The organism is Variovorax sp. Soil_C_33 (assembly GCF_057656935.1).
This window is the reverse complement of sequence record NZ_JBDGJK010000003.1, coordinates 19583-36342: the sequence shown is the minus strand read 5'-3', so window position 1 is coordinate 36342 and position 16760 is coordinate 19583. Positions and strand designations below refer to the sequence as shown.

The 16760-nt window shown below is 68.2% G+C and carries 13 protein-coding genes; 9 read left to right on the top strand and 4 right to left on the bottom strand.

Features of this window, described 5'->3' with window-relative positions:
• The first annotated feature begins 92 nt into the window (after positions 1-92).
• The 6 genes from AC3A6B_RS05510 to AC3A6B_RS05485 all read left to right on the top strand — a co-directional run bounded on the left by AC3A6B_RS05510 (position 93) and on the right by AC3A6B_RS05485 (position 8975).
• Positions 93-2618, top strand: a complete 2526-nt coding sequence (locus AC3A6B_RS05510; protein ID WP_487835756.1) for a hypothetical protein — start codon at positions 93-95, stop codon at positions 2616-2618.
• Positions 2619-2638: 20 nt separating this feature from the next.
• Positions 2639-4510, top strand: coding sequence for a GMC family oxidoreductase (locus AC3A6B_RS05505; RefSeq protein WP_487835755.1), 1872 nt, complete (start codon positions 2639-2641; stop codon positions 4508-4510).
• 62 nt (positions 4511-4572) lie between these two features.
• Complete coding sequence (locus tag AC3A6B_RS05500; RefSeq protein WP_487835754.1) at positions 4573-5004, top strand: hypothetical protein; 432 nt, start codon at positions 4573-4575, stop codon at positions 5002-5004.
• 103 nt (positions 5005-5107) lie between these two features.
• A complete protein-coding gene (locus AC3A6B_RS05495; protein WP_487835753.1) occupies positions 5108-6325 on the top strand; it encodes a hypothetical protein in 1218 nt (405 codons plus the stop codon).
• On the top strand, positions 6307-7752 hold the full coding sequence (locus AC3A6B_RS05490) for a Dyp-type peroxidase (RefSeq protein ID WP_487835752.1): 1446 nt from the start codon (positions 6307-6309) through the stop codon (positions 7750-7752). The genes AC3A6B_RS05495 and AC3A6B_RS05490 overlap by 19 nt, the downstream gene beginning before the upstream one ends.
• Positions 7749-8975, top strand: coding sequence for a catalase family protein (locus AC3A6B_RS05485; RefSeq protein WP_487835751.1), 1227 nt, complete (start codon positions 7749-7751; stop codon positions 8973-8975). Before AC3A6B_RS05490 ends, AC3A6B_RS05485 begins: the two co-directional genes overlap by 4 nt.
• Here the strand turns inward: AC3A6B_RS05485 and AC3A6B_RS05480 are convergent.
• The 4 genes from AC3A6B_RS05480 to AC3A6B_RS05465 form a co-directional block, all read right to left on the bottom strand.
• Positions 8942-9661, bottom strand: coding sequence for a glutathione S-transferase (locus tag AC3A6B_RS05480; protein WP_487835750.1), 720 nt, complete (start codon positions 9659-9661; stop codon positions 8942-8944). The two genes, AC3A6B_RS05485 and AC3A6B_RS05480, sit on opposite strands and share 34 nt — an antisense overlap.
• Positions 9628-10974: an MATE family efflux transporter gene (locus AC3A6B_RS05475; RefSeq protein WP_487836129.1), complete on the bottom strand. Its 1347-nt coding sequence runs from the start codon at positions 10972-10974 to the stop codon at positions 9628-9630. The genes AC3A6B_RS05480 and AC3A6B_RS05475 overlap by 34 nt, the downstream gene beginning before the upstream one ends.
• A 74-nt stretch (positions 10975-11048) precedes the next feature.
• Entirely contained in the window at positions 11049-11609 is a 561-nt protein-coding gene (locus tag AC3A6B_RS05470) for a DUF2239 family protein (RefSeq protein WP_487835749.1), read from the bottom strand.
• Positions 11610-11641: 32 nt separating this feature from the next.
• Positions 11642-12163, bottom strand: a complete 522-nt coding sequence (locus AC3A6B_RS05465; RefSeq protein ID WP_487835748.1) for a hypothetical protein — start codon at positions 12161-12163, stop codon at positions 11642-11644.
• Between the two features lie 109 nt (positions 12164-12272).
• On the opposite strand from AC3A6B_RS05465, the gene AC3A6B_RS05460 reads away from it, so the two are divergent.
• From AC3A6B_RS05460 to AC3A6B_RS05450, 3 genes are read left to right on the top strand one after another with little or no spacing between them, the layout of a single operon-like run.
• Complete coding sequence (locus AC3A6B_RS05460; protein ID WP_487835747.1) at positions 12273-14630, top strand: Tex family protein; 2358 nt, start codon at positions 12273-12275, stop codon at positions 14628-14630.
• Positions 14631-14656: 26 nt separating this feature from the next.
• Positions 14657-15667: an acyltransferase gene (locus AC3A6B_RS05455; RefSeq protein ID WP_487835746.1), complete on the top strand. Its 1011-nt coding sequence runs from the start codon at positions 14657-14659 to the stop codon at positions 15665-15667.
• Positions 15664-16734, top strand: coding sequence for a patatin-like phospholipase domain-containing protein (locus AC3A6B_RS05450; RefSeq protein ID WP_487835745.1), 1071 nt, complete (start codon positions 15664-15666; stop codon positions 16732-16734). Before AC3A6B_RS05455 ends, AC3A6B_RS05450 begins: the two co-directional genes overlap by 4 nt.
• The last annotated feature ends 26 nt before the right edge of the window (positions 16735-16760 follow it).

Below are 16760 nucleotides of genomic sequence, written 5' to 3'. Positions count from 1 at the left end.
CGCATGGCCGATAGGCAAAGCACTACCCCGCATCGACACTGCGCCTCGTGTTTGCCCATTCACCGACGTTGTCGGACGCAGGAGGAATGGCAATGATCCAAAGTTGCTGGGACGCCGTGAAGTTGTTGCCGCTTGTTGCCTGCATGCTTCTCGCGGCATGTTCCGATGCGCCGCGGCCCGGCGAGGTGTTCGACGAGGCGAAGCAGGCCGGCCGCGATGCGGCCTCGTTCCCGCATGCCTCGGAGCCCTACTTCCGCGACATGGACGGCGGCATCGCGCTCTCGCCCGAGGAGGAGAAGGGCCGCAACATGTGGCTGGTCTGGAGCGGCGGCAACGACCGCTTCTGGACTCAGATGACCGACTACACCTTCGGTGCCTTCGACCTGCTGAAGGTGGTCAGCACCCATCCGAGCCTCGGCTACTCGCGCGCCAGCCGCTGGGAATATTTCGGCTTGGTCAACGAGCCCTGTTTCGTGCCTGCGACCGGCCCCGACAAGGCCCGCCGCGGCCTGTGGCTCGACATGCGCAGCAAGGACTGCGCGCCCGACCCCTTCGAGAACGAGAGCAAGTACCCGGGCGTGAAAATCGGTTCGCGCGGCAAGCCGCTCGGCGACGGCAGCACCCAGCCGGTGGGCTCCTTCTACGGCTGGGGCACCGGCATCGCCGGCCTGCGCCTCTTCCCCAATCCGGCCTTCGACGAGAAGGCGGCGAAGGAATGGGACGCCGAGAAGTACTACACCGACCCGAACTACTACAACCGCAAGGATCTGGTGCGGCCCTACCGCGTGGGCATGTCCTGCGGCTTCTGCCACATCGGGCCCAGCCCCGTGAAGCCGCCGGCCGATCCGAACAACCCGAAGTTCGAGAACCTCAGTTCGTCCGTCGGCGCGCAATACATGTGGGTAGACCGGCTCTTCATCTACAACGCCAACAAGCCGGAGGGCCGCAAGAACTACATGTACCAGCTCGCCCACACCTACCGGCAAGGGACGATGGACACCTCGCTGGTTTCCACCGACAGCATCAACAACCCGCGCAGCATGAACGCGGTCTACGACTTCGTCGCCCGTCTGGAGATGGCCAAGCGCATCGGGCAGGAAAAGCTCGACGGCGGCGAGCTCGACAACAAGCAGTTCAACGACTATGTGGCGAGCGGCCCGCTGACCGAATTCTTCATCAAGTCCGAGGCCACGGTTCGCACCCCCCATGTGCTGAAGGACGGCGCCGATTCGGTGGGCCTGCTCGGCGCGCTCAACCGCGTCTATCTCAACATCGGCCTGTTCAGCGAAGAGTGGCTGCTGCACTTCAATCCGGTGGTCGGCGGCAAGACGATCAGCCCGATCCCGATCGCGACGGCGCAGAAGAATTCGAGCTACTGGCAGGCCACCGAGGCGGGCACGCCCAACACGGCGCTGTTCTTCCTGAAGGCGGCCCAGCCCGACCGGTTGAAGGACGCACCCGGCGGCAACACCCATCTGGCGGCGGACACGGCCACGCTGGAACGCGGAAAGATCGCCTTCGCCGACACCTGCGCGCGCTGCCACTCGAGCAAGGCGCCGCCGCCGCCGGCAGCGCTCGAACTCACGGCCGGGAAATGCGCCGGCCCCGGCTACGTGGACTGCTTCAAGCGCTATTGGACCTGGACCCAGACGGACGATTACAAGGCGCAGATGCGCAAGATCGTGCAGGCGCCCGATTTTCTGCAGGGCAACTACCTGTCGACCGAAGCGCGCATTCCGGCGACCCTGCTGCGCACCAACGTCTGCAGCCCGCTCGCGACCAATGCGATCAAGGGCAACATCTGGGACAACTTCTCCTCCCGGACCTACAAGAGCCTGCCCTCGGTCGGCACCGTCACGCTGCACGATCCCTTCACCGGCGAGCCCAGGCCCTACGCCATGCCGGGCGGCGGGCGCGGCTACACGCGCGTGCCCTCGCTGATCAGCATCTGGTCGACCGCGCCGTTCCTTCTCAACAACACGGTCGGCCCCTTCGAATCCAGTCCTTCGGTCGAGGCGCGCCTGAAGTCCTTCGACAGCTCCATCGAGCAGATGCTGTGGCCCGAGAAGCGCGACCGCGATCCGATGGTCGGCGACAAGGTCGGCGGCTTCATCGACCGCACCACCGAGCGCAGCACGGTGACCGTGCCGATCGGCTTCGTGCCCGAGGCGATGCAGCCGCTGCAGGGTCGGCTGCATCGCTGGTTCCCATGGCTGGTCGAACAGGACGGCGACATCGTGCTCGGTCCGATCCCGAAGGGCGTGCCGGTGGCGCTGCTGGCCAACCTCAAGCTGCGTGCCGAGGGCGACGGCCTCGGCGAGAAGGCCTCGCACGTGCGCGACGTGGGCGAGCTGCTGATCAAGCTCAAGCACGCCCTCAGGAGCACGCCGGAGGGCGCCTCCGACGAGCAGCTGCGCGAACACTTCGCCAGCCTGCGCGGCCCGATGATGGAACTGAGCAAGTGCCCGGACTTCGTGGTCAACCGCGGCCACTATTTCGGCACCGCGCAGTTCAACCGGCAAGAGGGCTTGAGCGAAGACGAGAAAGCCTTCGGCCGCGAGCCGGAGCTCGGCGACGACGACAAGCGCGCGCTGATCGCCTTCCTAAAGACTTTCTGACCATCACCTGCGCCGAGGCCATGTCCGATGCCGAATCAGCTGCCTGGGACTACGTGATCGTCGGCTCGGGCGCCGGCGGCGGCACGCTCGCGGCTCGCCTGGTCGAAGCCGGCATGCGCGTCTTTCTGCTCGAAGCCGGAGGCGATCCGCGCGTCGCTGGCGAACGCCTGCCCGAGGACTACGACGTGCCGGCCTTCCATGCCTTCGCCTGCGAGAACACGGCGATGAGCTGGAACTTTCGCGTGCGCCACTACGCCGACGAAGACCGGCAGGCGAAGGACTGGAAGTACGAAGCGGGGCAGGGCGTGCTGTACCCGCGCGCAGCGGCGCTGGGCGGATGCACCTCGCACAACGCGATGATCTTCATGCTGCCGCACGATGAGGACTGGAACCATGTCGCGCAGCTCACCGGCGACCGCTCCTGGCGCGCCTCGCGCATGCGCCGCTACGCGCGGCGCGTGGAAGACTGCCGTCACCGGCCGGTTTGGCGAACCCTGCGCCACGTGGGGCTCGATCCGACGGGGCACGGCTGGGGCGGCTGGCTGCGCATCGAAAAGTCGATCCCGCTGTCGGTGCTGGGCGACGAAGGCCTGGTGCACGTGCTGCGCGACACCGCCGGCGTCTTCACGAGCGGCCTGCCGACGCCTTTGCTCAGCACCCTGCGCTGGCTGCGCAGCGGACTGGGCGACCCGAATTCGCGCCGCTTGCGGCGCGGCAGTTTCGAGGGCATCTGCTACACGCCGCTCTCGACTTCGGAGCACCGCCGGGTCGGCGTGCGCGAACGGCTGCTCGATGTGGCGGGCAGGCATCCGGGCCGCTTGCAGCTGGAGCTCGACGCGCTGGCCACGCGTGTCCTGTTCGATGCCGAAGGTGCGGCCTGCGGCATCGAGTACCTCAAAGGAAAACGGCTCTACCGGGCTCATGCGGCGCCGAGCAGCGTGGAGGGCGTGCGCCGCGAAGTGCGCGTGCGGCGTGAGGTGATCCTGTGCGGCGGCGCATTCAACACGCCGCAGCTGCTGATGCTGTCCGGCATCGGTCCGGCCGCCGAACTCGAGGCGCACGGCATTGCGCTGCAGAAGAACCTGCCCGGCGTCGGCCGCAACCTGCAGGACCGCTACGAGATCGCCGTCACGCACCGCATGCGCGAACCCTGGGAGGTGCTGGAAGGCGCGCGCTTCGATCGCGACGACACGCTGTGGCGCCACTGGCACGAGGAACGCTCGGGCATGTATGCCTCCAACGGCGCCGCGCTCGGGGTGGTGAGCCGCTCGACCGCCGCCGAGCGGCCGGGGCAGGAGCCCGACCTCTTCTGCATGGCGCTGCTGGCACGCTTCGAAGGCTACTTCCCCGGCTTCTCGAAGCAGGTTCGCGAGCAGCAGGACCAGCTGACCTGGGCCGTGCTGAAGGCGCATACGCAAAACCGCGCCGGCACCGTGCGCCTGCGTTCGGCCGATCCGCGCGACACGCCGCTGGTGAACTTCCACTATTTCGAGGAAGGCGACGACCAGGCCGGCGAGGACCTGCGTGCCGTGGTGCAGGCGATCCGCTCAGTGCGCCGGATGACGGCGCCGCTGCTCGCCAAGGGATGGATCGCCGAGGAACTGGCGCCGGGCCCGGCCGTGCAGAGCGACGAGGCCTTGGCCGACTATGTGCGCAACACGGCCTGGGGCCACCACGCCTCTTGCTCCTGCGCCATCGGCCCGGTCGAGGAGGGCGGCGTGCTCGACAGCGCCTTCGCCGTGCACGGCGTGCCGCGGCTGCGTGTGGTCGATGCCTCGGCCTTCCCGCGCATACCCGGTTTCTTCGTGGCAGCCGCGGTCTACATGATCGCGGAGAAAGCGGCCGATGCAGTGCTGAGCGCAGCGATGCGCACACCACTTTCGGCAAATTGACGGCCCCCTGACCCAAGGCCGACACTTTGTGAACGACGGGTCTTCACACGAGGGGAATGCCCATGGCCTATGACGTACAGCAACTGCTCGACATGTCGCAAGAGCAGCTCGACGAGCTCTTTCGCGCCAGCCCGCCGGGCGACATCCCTTCGGGCGAAGCCGAGGGCACCGCGATCATCGCGCCCGGGACCCGCTACACCGAATCCATCGCCAGGATGATCAACTTCTTCGGCTGGCAGGGGAAGGTGTTCGATGCCGAGAAGGGCGTGCTGAAGAACAAGGTCAGCCCCTTCGGCGTGCAGGCCATCGTGGCCAAGGTCTACAAGGGCGACAGCTGGCTGGACCAGAAGGAGTGCATCGTGCTCGACTACTCCGAGACCTCGCTGGTGGCCCACTGGATTCGCGACGAGATTCGCCTGATCTCGCCGGGTTTCTATCTCGGCAAGGTGTACTGGGGCAAAGAGCGGCTGATCGATTTCTGCCTCAGATTCTAGGGACCCACAGACCCCCGATGCGGTGACTCCTCAATCGCACTTCATGGTGGTCGCAGCCATCTCTCCCGGTCGCGAAGCGGGCCTGCGGAAACTGCTGGACACCATGAACGTGAGGCCCGGCGTGGTCGACCCTGCCAATGCAGTGCTGCCTTTTGCCGCCTTCCCGCGATTGCATTTCGCGCGCTTCGCGGTGCTCGGCGACGCGACCATGGCCGACCTCGAAGTCTTCGGCCTGCCGCGGCCGAAGCTGCCGACCTACCTGGTATTCATGGGCGACTGCGACGGGCCCGGAGATGAGCAGCTGGCCGAGCTGGTGCAGCGCGCCGGCGAGGGCCTGCGCCGCATCTTCTCGCACTGCAGGGCCCTCGATCCGCGCGACGATCTGCTCGACTGGCTCATCGAGCACGACCGGCCGGTGGCTGCGCCCTACGTCAACTGGATCGGGCGCACCGTGCAGCAGATCCGCGAAGAGAGCGCCTTGCAGCGCCTCCTGTCGGCGCGGGCACCGCGCGGCCTGAGCGAGGCAGCCGTCGATCCGCGAACCATGCGGCGCCAACTGCTGGCCTTCGCGCGTGCCGAGCAGGCCGCCGGACGCCTGGTGCTGACGCCGCCCGCGCCGACGCCGCTCGGCTGGCAGATCCGCAATCTGCTCCATGCGATCGGCCTGCCGCTCGCCGGACTGGTGCTGCTGCCGCTGGTGATCCTGCTGCTGCCGGTCTTCCTCGTGCTGCTGCGCCGCCAGGAGAAGCGCGACCCCGAATACTGTCCGCGACCGCGCGCAGCGGCTGTGCGCGAGATGCAGGAGCTCGAAGACCATGATCCGAGCAACAGCTTCACCGCGCTCGGCGCGGTCAAGCCGGGCTGGTTCCGGCGCGGCCTCGTGCAACTGCTGCTGGTGCTGATCGCCTACGCCTGCCGCCACGTGTTCGGCCGCGGCCACCTGGGGCGCGTGCGCACCATCCATTTCGCGCACTGGGTCTTCCTCGACGACAAGACACGCGTGCTGTTCGCGAGCAACTACGACGGCAGCCACGAAAGCTACATGGACGACTTCATCAACAAGGTCGCCTGGGGCCTCAACCTGATCTTCAGCAACGGCTTCGGCTGGCCGCGCACCGACTGGCTCATCAAGGGCGGTGCGCGCCACGAGCTGCGCTTCAAGTACTACCAGCGCGGGCACCAGTTGCCGACCCAGGTCTGGTACAAGGCCTACCCCGGCCTCACGCTGGCCGACCTGGACCGCAACCGGCGTATCCGCGAAGGCTACGAGCGCGTGGAGATGAGCGATGCGCAGGTGCTCGCATGGCTGAGGCTGCTATGAGCATCGAGTACGAAGACATCCAGGGCCTGGTGCGCTTCGGCTACAAGCACCTGACGCAGGCCTGCTTTCTTCTGCTGCGCATCCGCAATGTCGAAGCCGCCCGTGCCTGGCTCGCGAACGCGCCGGTCACCAATGCCATTCTGCGCAAGCCGCCGCCGAGCACGGCCTTGCAGATTGCCTTGACCAGCGCCGGCCTGCACGCGCTGGACGTGGCCCCTGACATCGTCGACGGCTTTTCCGCCGAGTTCCTTGCCGGCATGAGCAGCGACTCGAGCCGCGCCCGGCGCCTGGGCGATCTCGGTGCCAACGATCCCGCCTGCTGGCGGTGGGGCGGCCGGCAGGAGGACGTGCCGCACCTGCTGGTCATGCTCTACGCCGAGCACGGCGCTCTGGACGCCTGGCTGCAGACCGTTCTTGCGCAATGCGCGGCGGGCTTCGAGCAGATGGCTCGCCTCTCGACCTCGGACATGGACGGCTTCGAGCCCTTCGGGTTCCGCGACGGCATCTCGCAGCCGCGCATCGACTGGGAATGCGAACGCGCGGCGCACGACCAGGAGCAGTTCGAATACACCAACCTCTCTTGCCTCGGCGAGTACCTGCTCGGCTATCCGAACGAATACGGCGCCTACACCGACCGGCCCCTGCTGGACCGCGCGCGCGATCCCGCGGCGCTGCTGCCGCGCGCCGAAGACGCCGCGGACAAGGCCGATCTGGGGCGCAACGGCAGCTACCTGGTCATCCGCCAGCTGCAACAGGACGTCGAAGGCTTCTGGCGTTTCATCGACAGCCAGGCGCAGGGCGACGCCGCCCTGCGCAAGAGCCTGGCCGAGGCGATGGTCGGCCGCACCGCGGAGGGCGAGCCGCTGGTGGCGCCGGCGGGCGACGACCGGCTCAATGGCTTCACCTACGACGGCGATGCGGACGGCCTGCGCTGCCCCTTCGGTGCGCACATCCGCCGCAGCAATCCGCGCAATGCCGATCTGCCGCCCGGCTGGCCGGATCCCATCTCGCGCCTCGTGCGCAGGCTCGGCTTCGGATCGAACGCATTGCGCCGCGACCTGATCGCCTCGACGCGTTTCCACCGGCTGCTGCGCCGGGGCCGCGAATACGGCGGCGCGCCGGGTGAAGACGTCGGACTGCACTTCATCTGCCTGGGCGCCAACATCGCGCGCCAGTTCGAGTTCGTGCAAGGCGCCTGGCTGACCGGCACCCAGTTCGACGCCCTGGCCGGCGAGGGCGATCCGCTGCTCGGCCATCGCCTTCCCGGCGCCGACGGCACGCCGACCGATGGCTTCTCGATGCCCGCGGCATCGGGGCCCGACCGGCGCCTGACGGGCCTGCCGCAATTCGTGACCGTGCAGGGCGGCGCCTACTTCTTCCTGCCCGGCATCCGTGCCTTGCGCTTTCTGTCAAAGGTGCAACCATGACCTCCAATGTCAGCCGTCCCGCCCCCAGGGCCAACACGGGCTCCTTGCTGAAGAACGTCATCAGCGATTCGGGCATGGCCCTGCTGCGGCTGGAACGCAGGTTCGACCCCTTCCTTCGCCCGGCCTTCGACGCGGTGCTGCGCGATCCGCTGGCGCGCCTGACCACGGCGCTGATCAACAGCCGGCGGCCCGACGAAGGTCTCGCGATCGCGGAGGAAAAGCTCATGGTCGACGAAGAGAGCTTCACCGATTCGATCGTCCGCAGCTTCACCCGGCAGATGGGCGACCTCTGGAAGCCCGGCGGCTTCGAGCGCGGCGGCAACACCAAGACACAGGGCATCGTGCGCGGCGAGTTCAGCGTGCACGAGGACATCCCGGAACGCATGAAGCGCGGCATCTACGCCAGGCCGCAGCCCTTCAGGGCCTGGGTGCGCTTCTCGGGGCCCGGCCCCTACATCACGCCCGACATCGACGACGTCGGCTTCATGAGCATCAGCATCAAGCTCCTGGGCGTGCCGGGACCGAAGCTGATGGAGGAGGAGAAGCACACGCTGGACATGTTCGGCGTTTCCACGCCCACCTTCGTGACGCCGGACGCCAAGGCCAACGCGGCGCTGCAGATCGAAAGCGTGAAGAACGCGCAGATCTTCTACTTCGTCAACTTCCACGACTCGCATGTGCTGGACCTGATCATGCAGTCACTCTTCATCAAGACGCAGTCGAGTCCCTTCGAGGCGCCGTACTTCAGCTGCGTGCCCTACCTGATGGGCGAGGGGCAGGCGATGCAATACTCGGTGTGGCCGAAGACGAAGAAGCGCACGCCGATCCCGCGCCTGCCGCTGCGCCCGCCGGACGACTACCTGCGCCAGGCCATGGTGGCCTCGCTGGCCGAGGGCGACGTGGAGTTCGACATCCGGCTGCAGATGCAGACCGACCCGCATCGGATGCCGATCGAGAACGCCGGCGTGCTGTGGCCGGAGAAACTGTCGCCGCGCATCACCGTGGCCACGCTGCGCCTGCCGCGCCAGACCTTCGACTCGCCGGCGCAGATGGAATTCGCGAAGAGGCTTTCCTACAACCCCTGGCACACCATCGCCGAGCATCGGCCGCTGGGCAACCAGAGCCGGGCGCGCAAGAGGATGTACTGGGAGCTCTCGCAGTTGCGGCATCGGATGAATGCGGTGCCGCACTACGAGCCGACGGGGGACGAGGTGTTCGAGTAGGGCGGAAAGTCGATGCCGTGTTGGCCGCTTCGCCAGGCCGGGTGCTTGTCCATCACGCGCGCGAACAGCGGTGCCTGAAGACGCGCCGCGAGCCAGGCTTTCAAGCGCGGCCATGGCTGTTGGTCGAACCAGGCCGCATCGACCTGCGCGAACTGGCGCACGAACGGGGCTATCGCGATATCGGCGAGTGCGACATGGTCGCCGTGCAGGCATCGCGCGGCCGCCAACCTGTCTTCGAGCCGCATCAAGAAGAGGGCGCCGCGCGCGCGATGCGCTGCCGTGTCGGCGCCCGGATGCCGCTCGGGATACTTGTAGCCGTCGAGATCCCGCTTGAACTCGCCGTCGCATTCGGCGACGAGCGCGAGCATCTCGTCCAGCGTCGCGCGTTCGGGTTGCAGCCAGCCTTCGGGATCGTTGCGCCGCAAGGCCCACAGCATGATGTCCAGGCTCTGGTCGATCACCGTGCCGTCCACGTCGACCAGCACCGGCACCGTGCCCTTGGGCGAGGCGGCCAGCAGCTCGGCCGGCTTGTCGCGCAGCACGACTTCGCGCAGCTCGCAGCGCCGGCCGCTCGCGGCGATCGCCATGCGCGCGCGCATCGCATAGGGGCAGCGGCGGAAGGAGTACAGGACGGGCCGCGCGCCGCCTGCGCTCAGATCAGCCTGCGGATCGTCTTCTTGCGCCATGCGAAGCGGTAGTAGCTGGCTTGCAGCGTCAGCATCGCGGTGAAGGCCACGGGGTAGGCGATCCAGATCCCGTTGAGCCCCATGCGATGGCTCAGCCACCACGCCACCGGCACCTCGATCAGCGCGATGCAGAAGATCGAGATCGCGGTCGGCACCAAGACCGAGCCGCTGGCGCGCATGATCCCCGACAGCGCCGCGCCCATGCCGAAGATCACGGTGCTCCACAGCATGATGTGCAAGAGCGTCTGCGCCACCTCGATCACCGGCTCGCTGGTGATGAAGAAGCCCATCAGCGGGCGCGAGAACAGGTAGCCCAGCAGCACCAGGCCGCCAGTCAGCACCAGGTTCATCTGCAGGGCGGTGCGCGTGATGGCGCCCAGGCGCTGCGCCTGGCCGGCGCCGATGGCCTGCGCGCCGAGGATCGAGGCGGTGATCGCGATCGAGATCGCCGGGAACTGCACATAGGCCACCACCTGGTTCACCGCGCCGTAGGCCGCGGTGGCGCTGGAACCGTAGGCGTTGACGAAAGACAGCAGCGCGAGCTCGGCCAGCGAGACAACGATCATCTGCACGCCGGTGGGCACGCCGACCTTGAGCACCGCCTTCAGCAGCGCCGGCCGCACGCGCAAATGGCGCACGAAGTCGGCATCCGGCGCGAGCGGACTCTTCTTGCGCCGCAGGTGAATGGCCAGCCAGGCGGTCGCGACCACGAAGGAGACCACTGTGGCCCAGGCGCCGCTCGCCACGCCGAGCATCGGCAGGCCGAACCAGCCGCGGATGAGGGCCGGCGTGATCGCGAGGCCAAGCACCGTCGAGATCATCAGCGTGTAGAGCGGCGCCACCGTGTCGCCGACGCCGCGCAGCATGGCGGTGGAGAGCAGAAACACGAACAGGCCCGGCATCGCGATCAGGATGATGCGTGCGTAGGCCGTGGCATCGGCCAGGATGTCGGGCGGCGTGCCCAGCGCCGCCAGCATCGGCTGCGTGAAGGTGCCGCCGAACCCCGCGACCGCGAGCGCGAACAGCACGCCCACCGTGAGCGTGGTGCCGGCCACGGCGCGCGCCTTCTCGGGCTCGTGCGCGCCCCAGGCCTGGCCGATCAGCACCGAGGCGCCGGCGCCGAGGCCGATGGTGAAGGCGATGAAGAAGAACATCACCGGAAAGAAGCTCGACACCGCGGCCAGCGCGCCGACGCCGATCATCTGCCCCAGGTAGACGTTGTTGAGCGTGCCCGAGAGCGACTGCAGGATGTTGCTGAGCAGCATCGGCGCGAGGAAGAACAGGAAGGTCTTCCACAGCGGGCGCGAGGCCATCGCCGCGGCGCGCGGATTGAGGTGTGGAGCCGGCGGCACCGGTTCGACGACGGTCGTCGCCGGCGTGTCGCCGTTCATTCGGTGCTCCAGGCGTTCGCCGCCAGCTTGTGCAGATGCAGGCGCACGTCTTCGGGCCAGGGCGCGACGAGTTCCTCGAAGCGCGCGCGATCGCCGGCGAACAAGGCACGTGCCGCTTCCTCGAAGCCGGGCAGGTCGCCCGCGATCGCGGTCATGAAGCGGTAGGTGGCTTCGCGCGCCGCGCGTTCGGCGTCGCGGTCCGCATGCACGCGCCGCGCCTCGTCGATCAGCCGGCGCAGCGCCACCGAGGCACCGCCGGGCTGACGGCTGAGCCAGTCCCAGTGGCGTGGGAGCAGGGTGACTTCGCGCGCGACCACGCCCAGCTTGGGGCGGCCGACGCTGCGCGCCGTGTGTTCATCGTGCTTGGTGTTATCGGACACGATGTTGGCGGATTCGCGCAAATCGAGATCGAGCTGCTCGCCCGTGCTGTCGTCGAATACGAAAGCCGGCGGCTCATCGGCGCGGGCGCGCAGCAGGGCGATCACCTCGGCCCGCGGGCCGGCAGCGATGCGCCTGAAACCGGCGAAGGCGGTGAGGGGGGATTCGGAGGAAGACATGGCGCGAATAATACCCGGACAAAACAAATCCTTCAATCTACCCGGGTGAAATATTCTCGAGCCGCTCGGCGCAGGCTGCGCCACCAGCGGCGGGTGCCGGTCTTCAGGCGCCGGGCGGTGCGCCAGGGCGCGCTCTGGCGCACGAAGCCGAGCACGCGATCCTTCCATTGCTTCCAGCGCGGATACCAGCGCGCGAACAATGGAATGCGCATCAGCGCCGGCTCGACCAGCTGGAACAGCCGGGCCACGACCGCGGTGCCGGCCAGCTTGGCGCCCACCAGCAGCAGCAAGGCGCTCGTGGCATGGCCGCGGCCCAGCAGGAACAGCGCGAGCAGCTTGAGCGGCAGCAGCATCAGCACCGGCACCAGGAACACCAGCAGCGCGCCCCAGGGCGGCAGGGCCTGCACCGCGCGTTCGAGCCGCGCCCAAAGCGGCAGGCGGGCCAGCCGCGCTGCCAGCGCGGCGAGCGGCTCCCAGCCCCATTCCTCGAACAGCAGCAAGGGAACGAGCAGAGCGGCGGCCAAGGCGCGCAGCAGTTTCTTCAGGATACGCATGGGTGGGCCATTGTGCGAGACACCCTATGGCAAACTTCCGCGCTTCGTTTTCTCTTCTCTTGACCCGACAGGCGCCAAGCGCGCCGCGGACCAGGGACCTTCCCCAGACATGCAGAAAATCATTCGCCAGCTCGCGGCCGAGATCAAGGTCGGCGAGCACCAGGTGAAGGCCGCCGTCGATCTGCTCGACGGGGGCGCCACCGTGCCCTTCATCGCGCGCTACCGCAAGGAGGCCACCGACGGCCTGGACGACATCCAGCTGCGCGAGCTCGAGGCGCGCCTTTCGTACCTGCGCGAGCTCGAAGACCGCCGTGCGGCGGTGCTGAAGAGCATCGAGGAGCAGGGCAAGCTCACGCCCGAGCTGCGCGCCGCCATCGACGCCGCGCCCACCAAGCAGGAGCTGGAAGACCTCTACCTGCCCTACAAGCCCAAGCGCCGCACCAAGGGCCAGATGGCGCGCGAGGCGGGCATCGAGCCGCTGGCCGACAAGCTCTTCGCCGACCCGGCGCTGAACCCCGCCGAGGAGGCCGCGGCCTTCGTCAAGCCGGCCGCCGACGGGCTCGATTTCTCGACTGTGCAGCTCGTGCTCGACGGCGTGCGCGACATCCTCTCCGAGCGCTGGGCCGAAGACGCGGCGCTGGTGCAGCGGCTGCGCGAATGGCTGTGGGCCGAAGGCCTGTTCAAGTCCAGCCTGATGGCCGGCAAGGACGAGAACAACGCCGACATCGCCAAGTTCCGCGACTACTTCGACTACGACGAGCCGATCGGCCGCGTGCCCTCGCACCGCGCGCTGGCCGTGTTCCGCGGCCGCGCGCAGGACATCCTCGATGCCAAGCTGGTGCTGCCCGTCGAGCCCGAACCCGGCAAACCGTCTATCGCCGAAGGCAAGATCGCGTTGCACCTGGGCTGGAGCCATGCTGCTCGTCCGGCCGACGACCTGATCCGCAAGTGCGTGGCCTGGACCTGGCGCGTGAAGCTGTCGCTCTCGACCGAGCGCGACCTGTTCACGCGCTTGCGCGAAGAGGCCGAGAAGGTCGCGATCAAGGTCTTCGCCGACAACCTGCGCGACCTGCTGCTGGCCGCGCCCGCCGGCCCGCGCGTGGTGATGGGCCTGGACCCGGGCATCCGCACCGGCGTCAAGGTCGCGGTGGTCGACGCCACCGGCAAGCTGGTCGACACCGCCACCGTGTTCCCGCACGAACCGCGGAAGGACTGGGAGGGCTCGCTGCACACCCTCGGCAAGCTGTGCGCCAAGCACGGCGTGAACCTGATCGCGATCGGCAACGGCACCGCCAGCCGCGAGACCGACAAGCTGGCGGCCGACCTGATCAAGCTGCTGGCGAAGATGGCGGCCCAGGCGGGTGCGCCGGAGATGAAGGTCGACAAGGTGGTGGTCAGCGAGGCCGGTGCCTCGGTGTACTCGGCGAGCGAGTTCGCGTCGCAGGAAATGCCGGACGTCGACGTCAGCCTGCGCGGCGCGGCGAGCATCGCGCGCCGCCTGCAGGATCCGCTGGCCGAGCTGGTGAAGATCGACCCCAAGTCGATCGGCGTCGGCCAATACCAGCACGACGTGAACCAGAGCGAGCTCGCGCGCACCCTGAGCGCGGTGGTGGAGGACTGCGTGAACTCGGTCGGCGTCGACCTCAACACGGCGAGCGTGCCGCTCCTGTCGCGCGTCTCGGGCCTGTCGGCCGGCGTGGCCAAGGCGGTGGTGCGCTGGCGCGAGGCCAACGGCGCATTTTCCACGCGCAAGCAATTGCTCGAAGTCAGCGGCTTCGGCGGCAAGACCTTCGAGCAGAGCGCGGGTTTCCTGCGCATCCGCGGCGGCGCCAACCCGCTCGACCTCACCGGCGTGCATCCCGAGACCTATCCGGTGGTCGAGCAGATGATCGAGAAGACCGGCAAGCCCATCGCCGAGCTGATGGGCCGCGCCGAGATGCTGAAGACGCTCAAGCCCGAGCTGTTCGCGAACGAGAAGTTCGGCGTCATCACGGTGAAGGACATCCTCGGCGAGCTCGAGAAGCCGGGCCGCGACCCGCGTCCCGACTTCAAGGTGGCGCGCTTCAACGACGGCGTCGAGGACATCAAGGACCTGGTCGAGGGCATGGTGCTCGAGGGCACCGTGAGCAACGTGGCCCAGTTCGGCGCCTTCGTCGACCTCGGCGTGCATCAGGACGGCCTGGTGCATGTGAGCCAGCTTTCGCACAAGTTCGTCAACGATGCGCGCGAGGTCGTGAAGACCGGCGACATCGTCAAGGTCAAGGTGATGGAGGTCGACGTGGCACGCAAGCGCATCGGCCTGTCGATGAAGCTCGACGCGGCGCCGGCGCGGCGCGACGGCCCGCGCGAGAACCGCTTCGAAGGGGCAGGGCGCGGCCAGCAGGGCCCGCGCCGCGACAACGCGCCGCAGCCGGCAGGGCAGATGGCCAGCGCCTTTGCCAAGCTGCAGGGTCTGCGCAAGTCCTGAGGGCCGCTGGACGATGAAGGGCCCGCATGGCTGAGTTTCGCAACACCGCCGATCGCAGCGCCGATGCGCAGGCCGCCGTCGGCACGCGCGACCTGCATGCCGACTACCTGAAGGCGGCCGCCATCGTCGGCGTGGTCTGCATCCATGCAGGCCTGCCTTTCGAGGACGTGTACCGCTTCGGCGTGCCGGTATTCATCGGCCTGTGGGCCTACTACCTCGAGAAAGCGCTCGCGCGACGGAGTTCCGAGACGCACTTCGCCTACCTCGGGCAACGGCTGGTCGAGCTGGGCGTCGCCTACATCGCCTGGACCTTGCTCTACATCGAGAAGTTCTACCAAGGCCGGTGGGACGCCACGCCGCTGCATACCATCGTCGGCGGCTGGTTCGGCGGCTACGGGTGGTCGGGGCAGTACTACTTCGTGATCCTGTTCCAGCTCACGCTGCTCTTCCCGCTGTTGCGTCGCTGGGTGGCGGAGGCACCGACGCTGCCGGTCATCGCCGCCGGCGTCGCGCTGAATGTCGCCGCGTGCTATTGGCTTTTCGAGCACCGGTGGATCTCGGCCGTCGGCGACCGGCTCTTCATCTACTGGATTCCCTACGTGGCCATGGGGATCGCGCTGGCGCGCGGCGAGTTCGGCCGCAAGCCGGGCCTGGGCCTCGTCGCCGTGCTGCTGCTTTTGGCCGCGCCGCTCGAGAGCAGGCTCTTCACCGAGCACTCGGCCTACCTGTCCGTCACGGTGACGATCGCGTCCTTGCTTCTGTTGATGAGCGCGGTCGCTGCCGATCGCGCGGAACCGCGGCGACCGGCGATCCTGGGCCGAACGATCGCATTCGTGGGCCGCAACACCTTCGCCATCTACGTGGCCAATGTCGCGATGCTGGAGGTGTGCAGGAGCACGGGCTTCACGGCCTTCGCGGTGTCGCATGCCGGCCCGTGGGGGCTGATCGCCGTGGTCGGCGCGACGCTGGCCGGCGGGCTGGGCATCGGCTGGCTGCTGCAGGCGCTGGGCCTCGGCGTGCTGGTCGGCAAGCGATGAAGGCGCTGCGTATCTACGCAGGCCCCGCGGCGCGCGAGCACATCGCCGCGCACGGGCTCGCGCCCTCGCACGTGCGCACGGTGCCGGGCGCGGCCGGCGGCCCCAAGGGCCTGATCCTCGGGCCCATCGACCGCTTCCTTTTCGGCGAATGGCTGCCGCAGTCGACGCAGCCCATCGACCTGGTCGGAGCCTCGATCGGCGCCTGGCGGCTCGCCAATGCTTGCCTCGACGATCCGAAGACTGCCTTCGAGCAGTTCGAACACGGCTACATCCATCAGCACTTCGACGTGCCGCCGGGCCAGAAGCGCATGACGGCGAAGCAGGTCAGTGCGCAGTTCGGCGAAGGGCTGCGCGACTTCTACGGCGGCCGCGCGTCCGAGGTGCTGCGCCATTCGCGCTACCGGCTGCATGTGATCACCTCGCGCGGGCGCCACATCCTCGGGCGCGAGGGCAGGGCACGCACGCCGGTCGGCTACCTGGGGGCCTTCATCACCAACAGCGTGCACCGCAAGAGCCTGGGCGCCTGGCTCGAGCGCGTGGTGTTCTCCAGCGCCGGTGCGGCGCTGCCTTTCGGCACGCTGGACTTCCGCACGCGGCAGGTCGAGCTCACCGAAGCCAACTTCGAGCTCGCGCTGCAGGCCTCGTGCTCGATCCCCTTCATGCTGGAGGCGGTGCACGACATTCCCGGCGCGCCGCCCGGCGCTTACTGGGACGGCGGCATCACCGACTACCACCTGCACCTGGACTACGCCAACACCGACGGCGTCGTGCTGTATCCGCACTTCCAGAAGGCGGTGGTGCCGGGCTGGCTCGACAAGGGACTCAGGTGGCGCCACAAGCCCACGCATTTTCTGGACCGCACGGTGGTGCTGGCGCCGGACCCGGCATGGGTGCGCGGCCTGCCGAACGGCAAGCTGCCGGATCGCAACGACTTCGTGCGCTACGGCAAGGATGCGCCGGCGCGCATGAAGGCCTGGAGCACCGCGGCGCAGGAGGCGCGCCGGCTGGCGGACGAACTGGCCGAGTGGCTGGAACGCGGCGACGCTGGAGCGGTTCTGCCGCTTTGAGGCCGGCTACAGTCGGGCTTGAATCA

Bases quoted from the DNA above. Each gene is read 5' to 3' on its own strand.
- AC3A6B_RS05510 (WP_487835756.1), top strand. From the start codon at position 93: ATGATCCAAAGTTGCTGGGACGCCGTGAAGTTGTTGCCGCTTGTTGCC.
- AC3A6B_RS05505 (WP_487835755.1), top strand. From the start codon at position 2,639: ATGTCCGATGCCGAATCAGCTGCCTGGGACTACGTGATCGTCGGCTCG.
- AC3A6B_RS05500 (WP_487835754.1), top strand. From the start codon at position 4,573: ATGGCCTATGACGTACAGCAACTGCTCGACATGTCGCAAGAGCAGCTC.
- AC3A6B_RS05495 (WP_487835753.1), top strand. From the start codon at position 5,108: ATGAACGTGAGGCCCGGCGTGGTCGACCCTGCCAATGCAGTGCTGCCT.
- AC3A6B_RS05490 (WP_487835752.1), top strand. From the start codon at position 6,307: ATGGCTGAGGCTGCTATGAGCATCGAGTACGAAGACATCCAGGGCCTG.
- AC3A6B_RS05485 (WP_487835751.1), top strand. From the start codon at position 7,749: ATGACCTCCAATGTCAGCCGTCCCGCCCCCAGGGCCAACACGGGCTCC.
- AC3A6B_RS05480 (WP_487835750.1), bottom strand. From the start codon at position 9,661: ATGGCGCAAGAAGACGATCCGCAGGCTGATCTGAGCGCAGGCGGCGCG.
- AC3A6B_RS05475 (WP_487836129.1), bottom strand. From the start codon at position 10,974: ATGGCCTCGCGCCCGCTGTGGAAGACCTTCCTGTTCTTCCTCGCGCCG.
- AC3A6B_RS05470 (WP_487835749.1), bottom strand. From the start codon at position 11,609: ATGTCTTCCTCCGAATCCCCCCTCACCGCCTTCGCCGGTTTCAGGCGC.
- AC3A6B_RS05465 (WP_487835748.1), bottom strand. From the start codon at position 12,163: ATGCGTATCCTGAAGAAACTGCTGCGCGCCTTGGCCGCCGCTCTGCTC.
- AC3A6B_RS05460 (WP_487835747.1), top strand. From the start codon at position 12,273: ATGCAGAAAATCATTCGCCAGCTCGCGGCCGAGATCAAGGTCGGCGAG.
- AC3A6B_RS05455 (WP_487835746.1), top strand. From the start codon at position 14,657: ATGGCTGAGTTTCGCAACACCGCCGATCGCAGCGCCGATGCGCAGGCC.
- AC3A6B_RS05450 (WP_487835745.1), top strand. From the start codon at position 15,664: ATGAAGGCGCTGCGTATCTACGCAGGCCCCGCGGCGCGCGAGCACATC.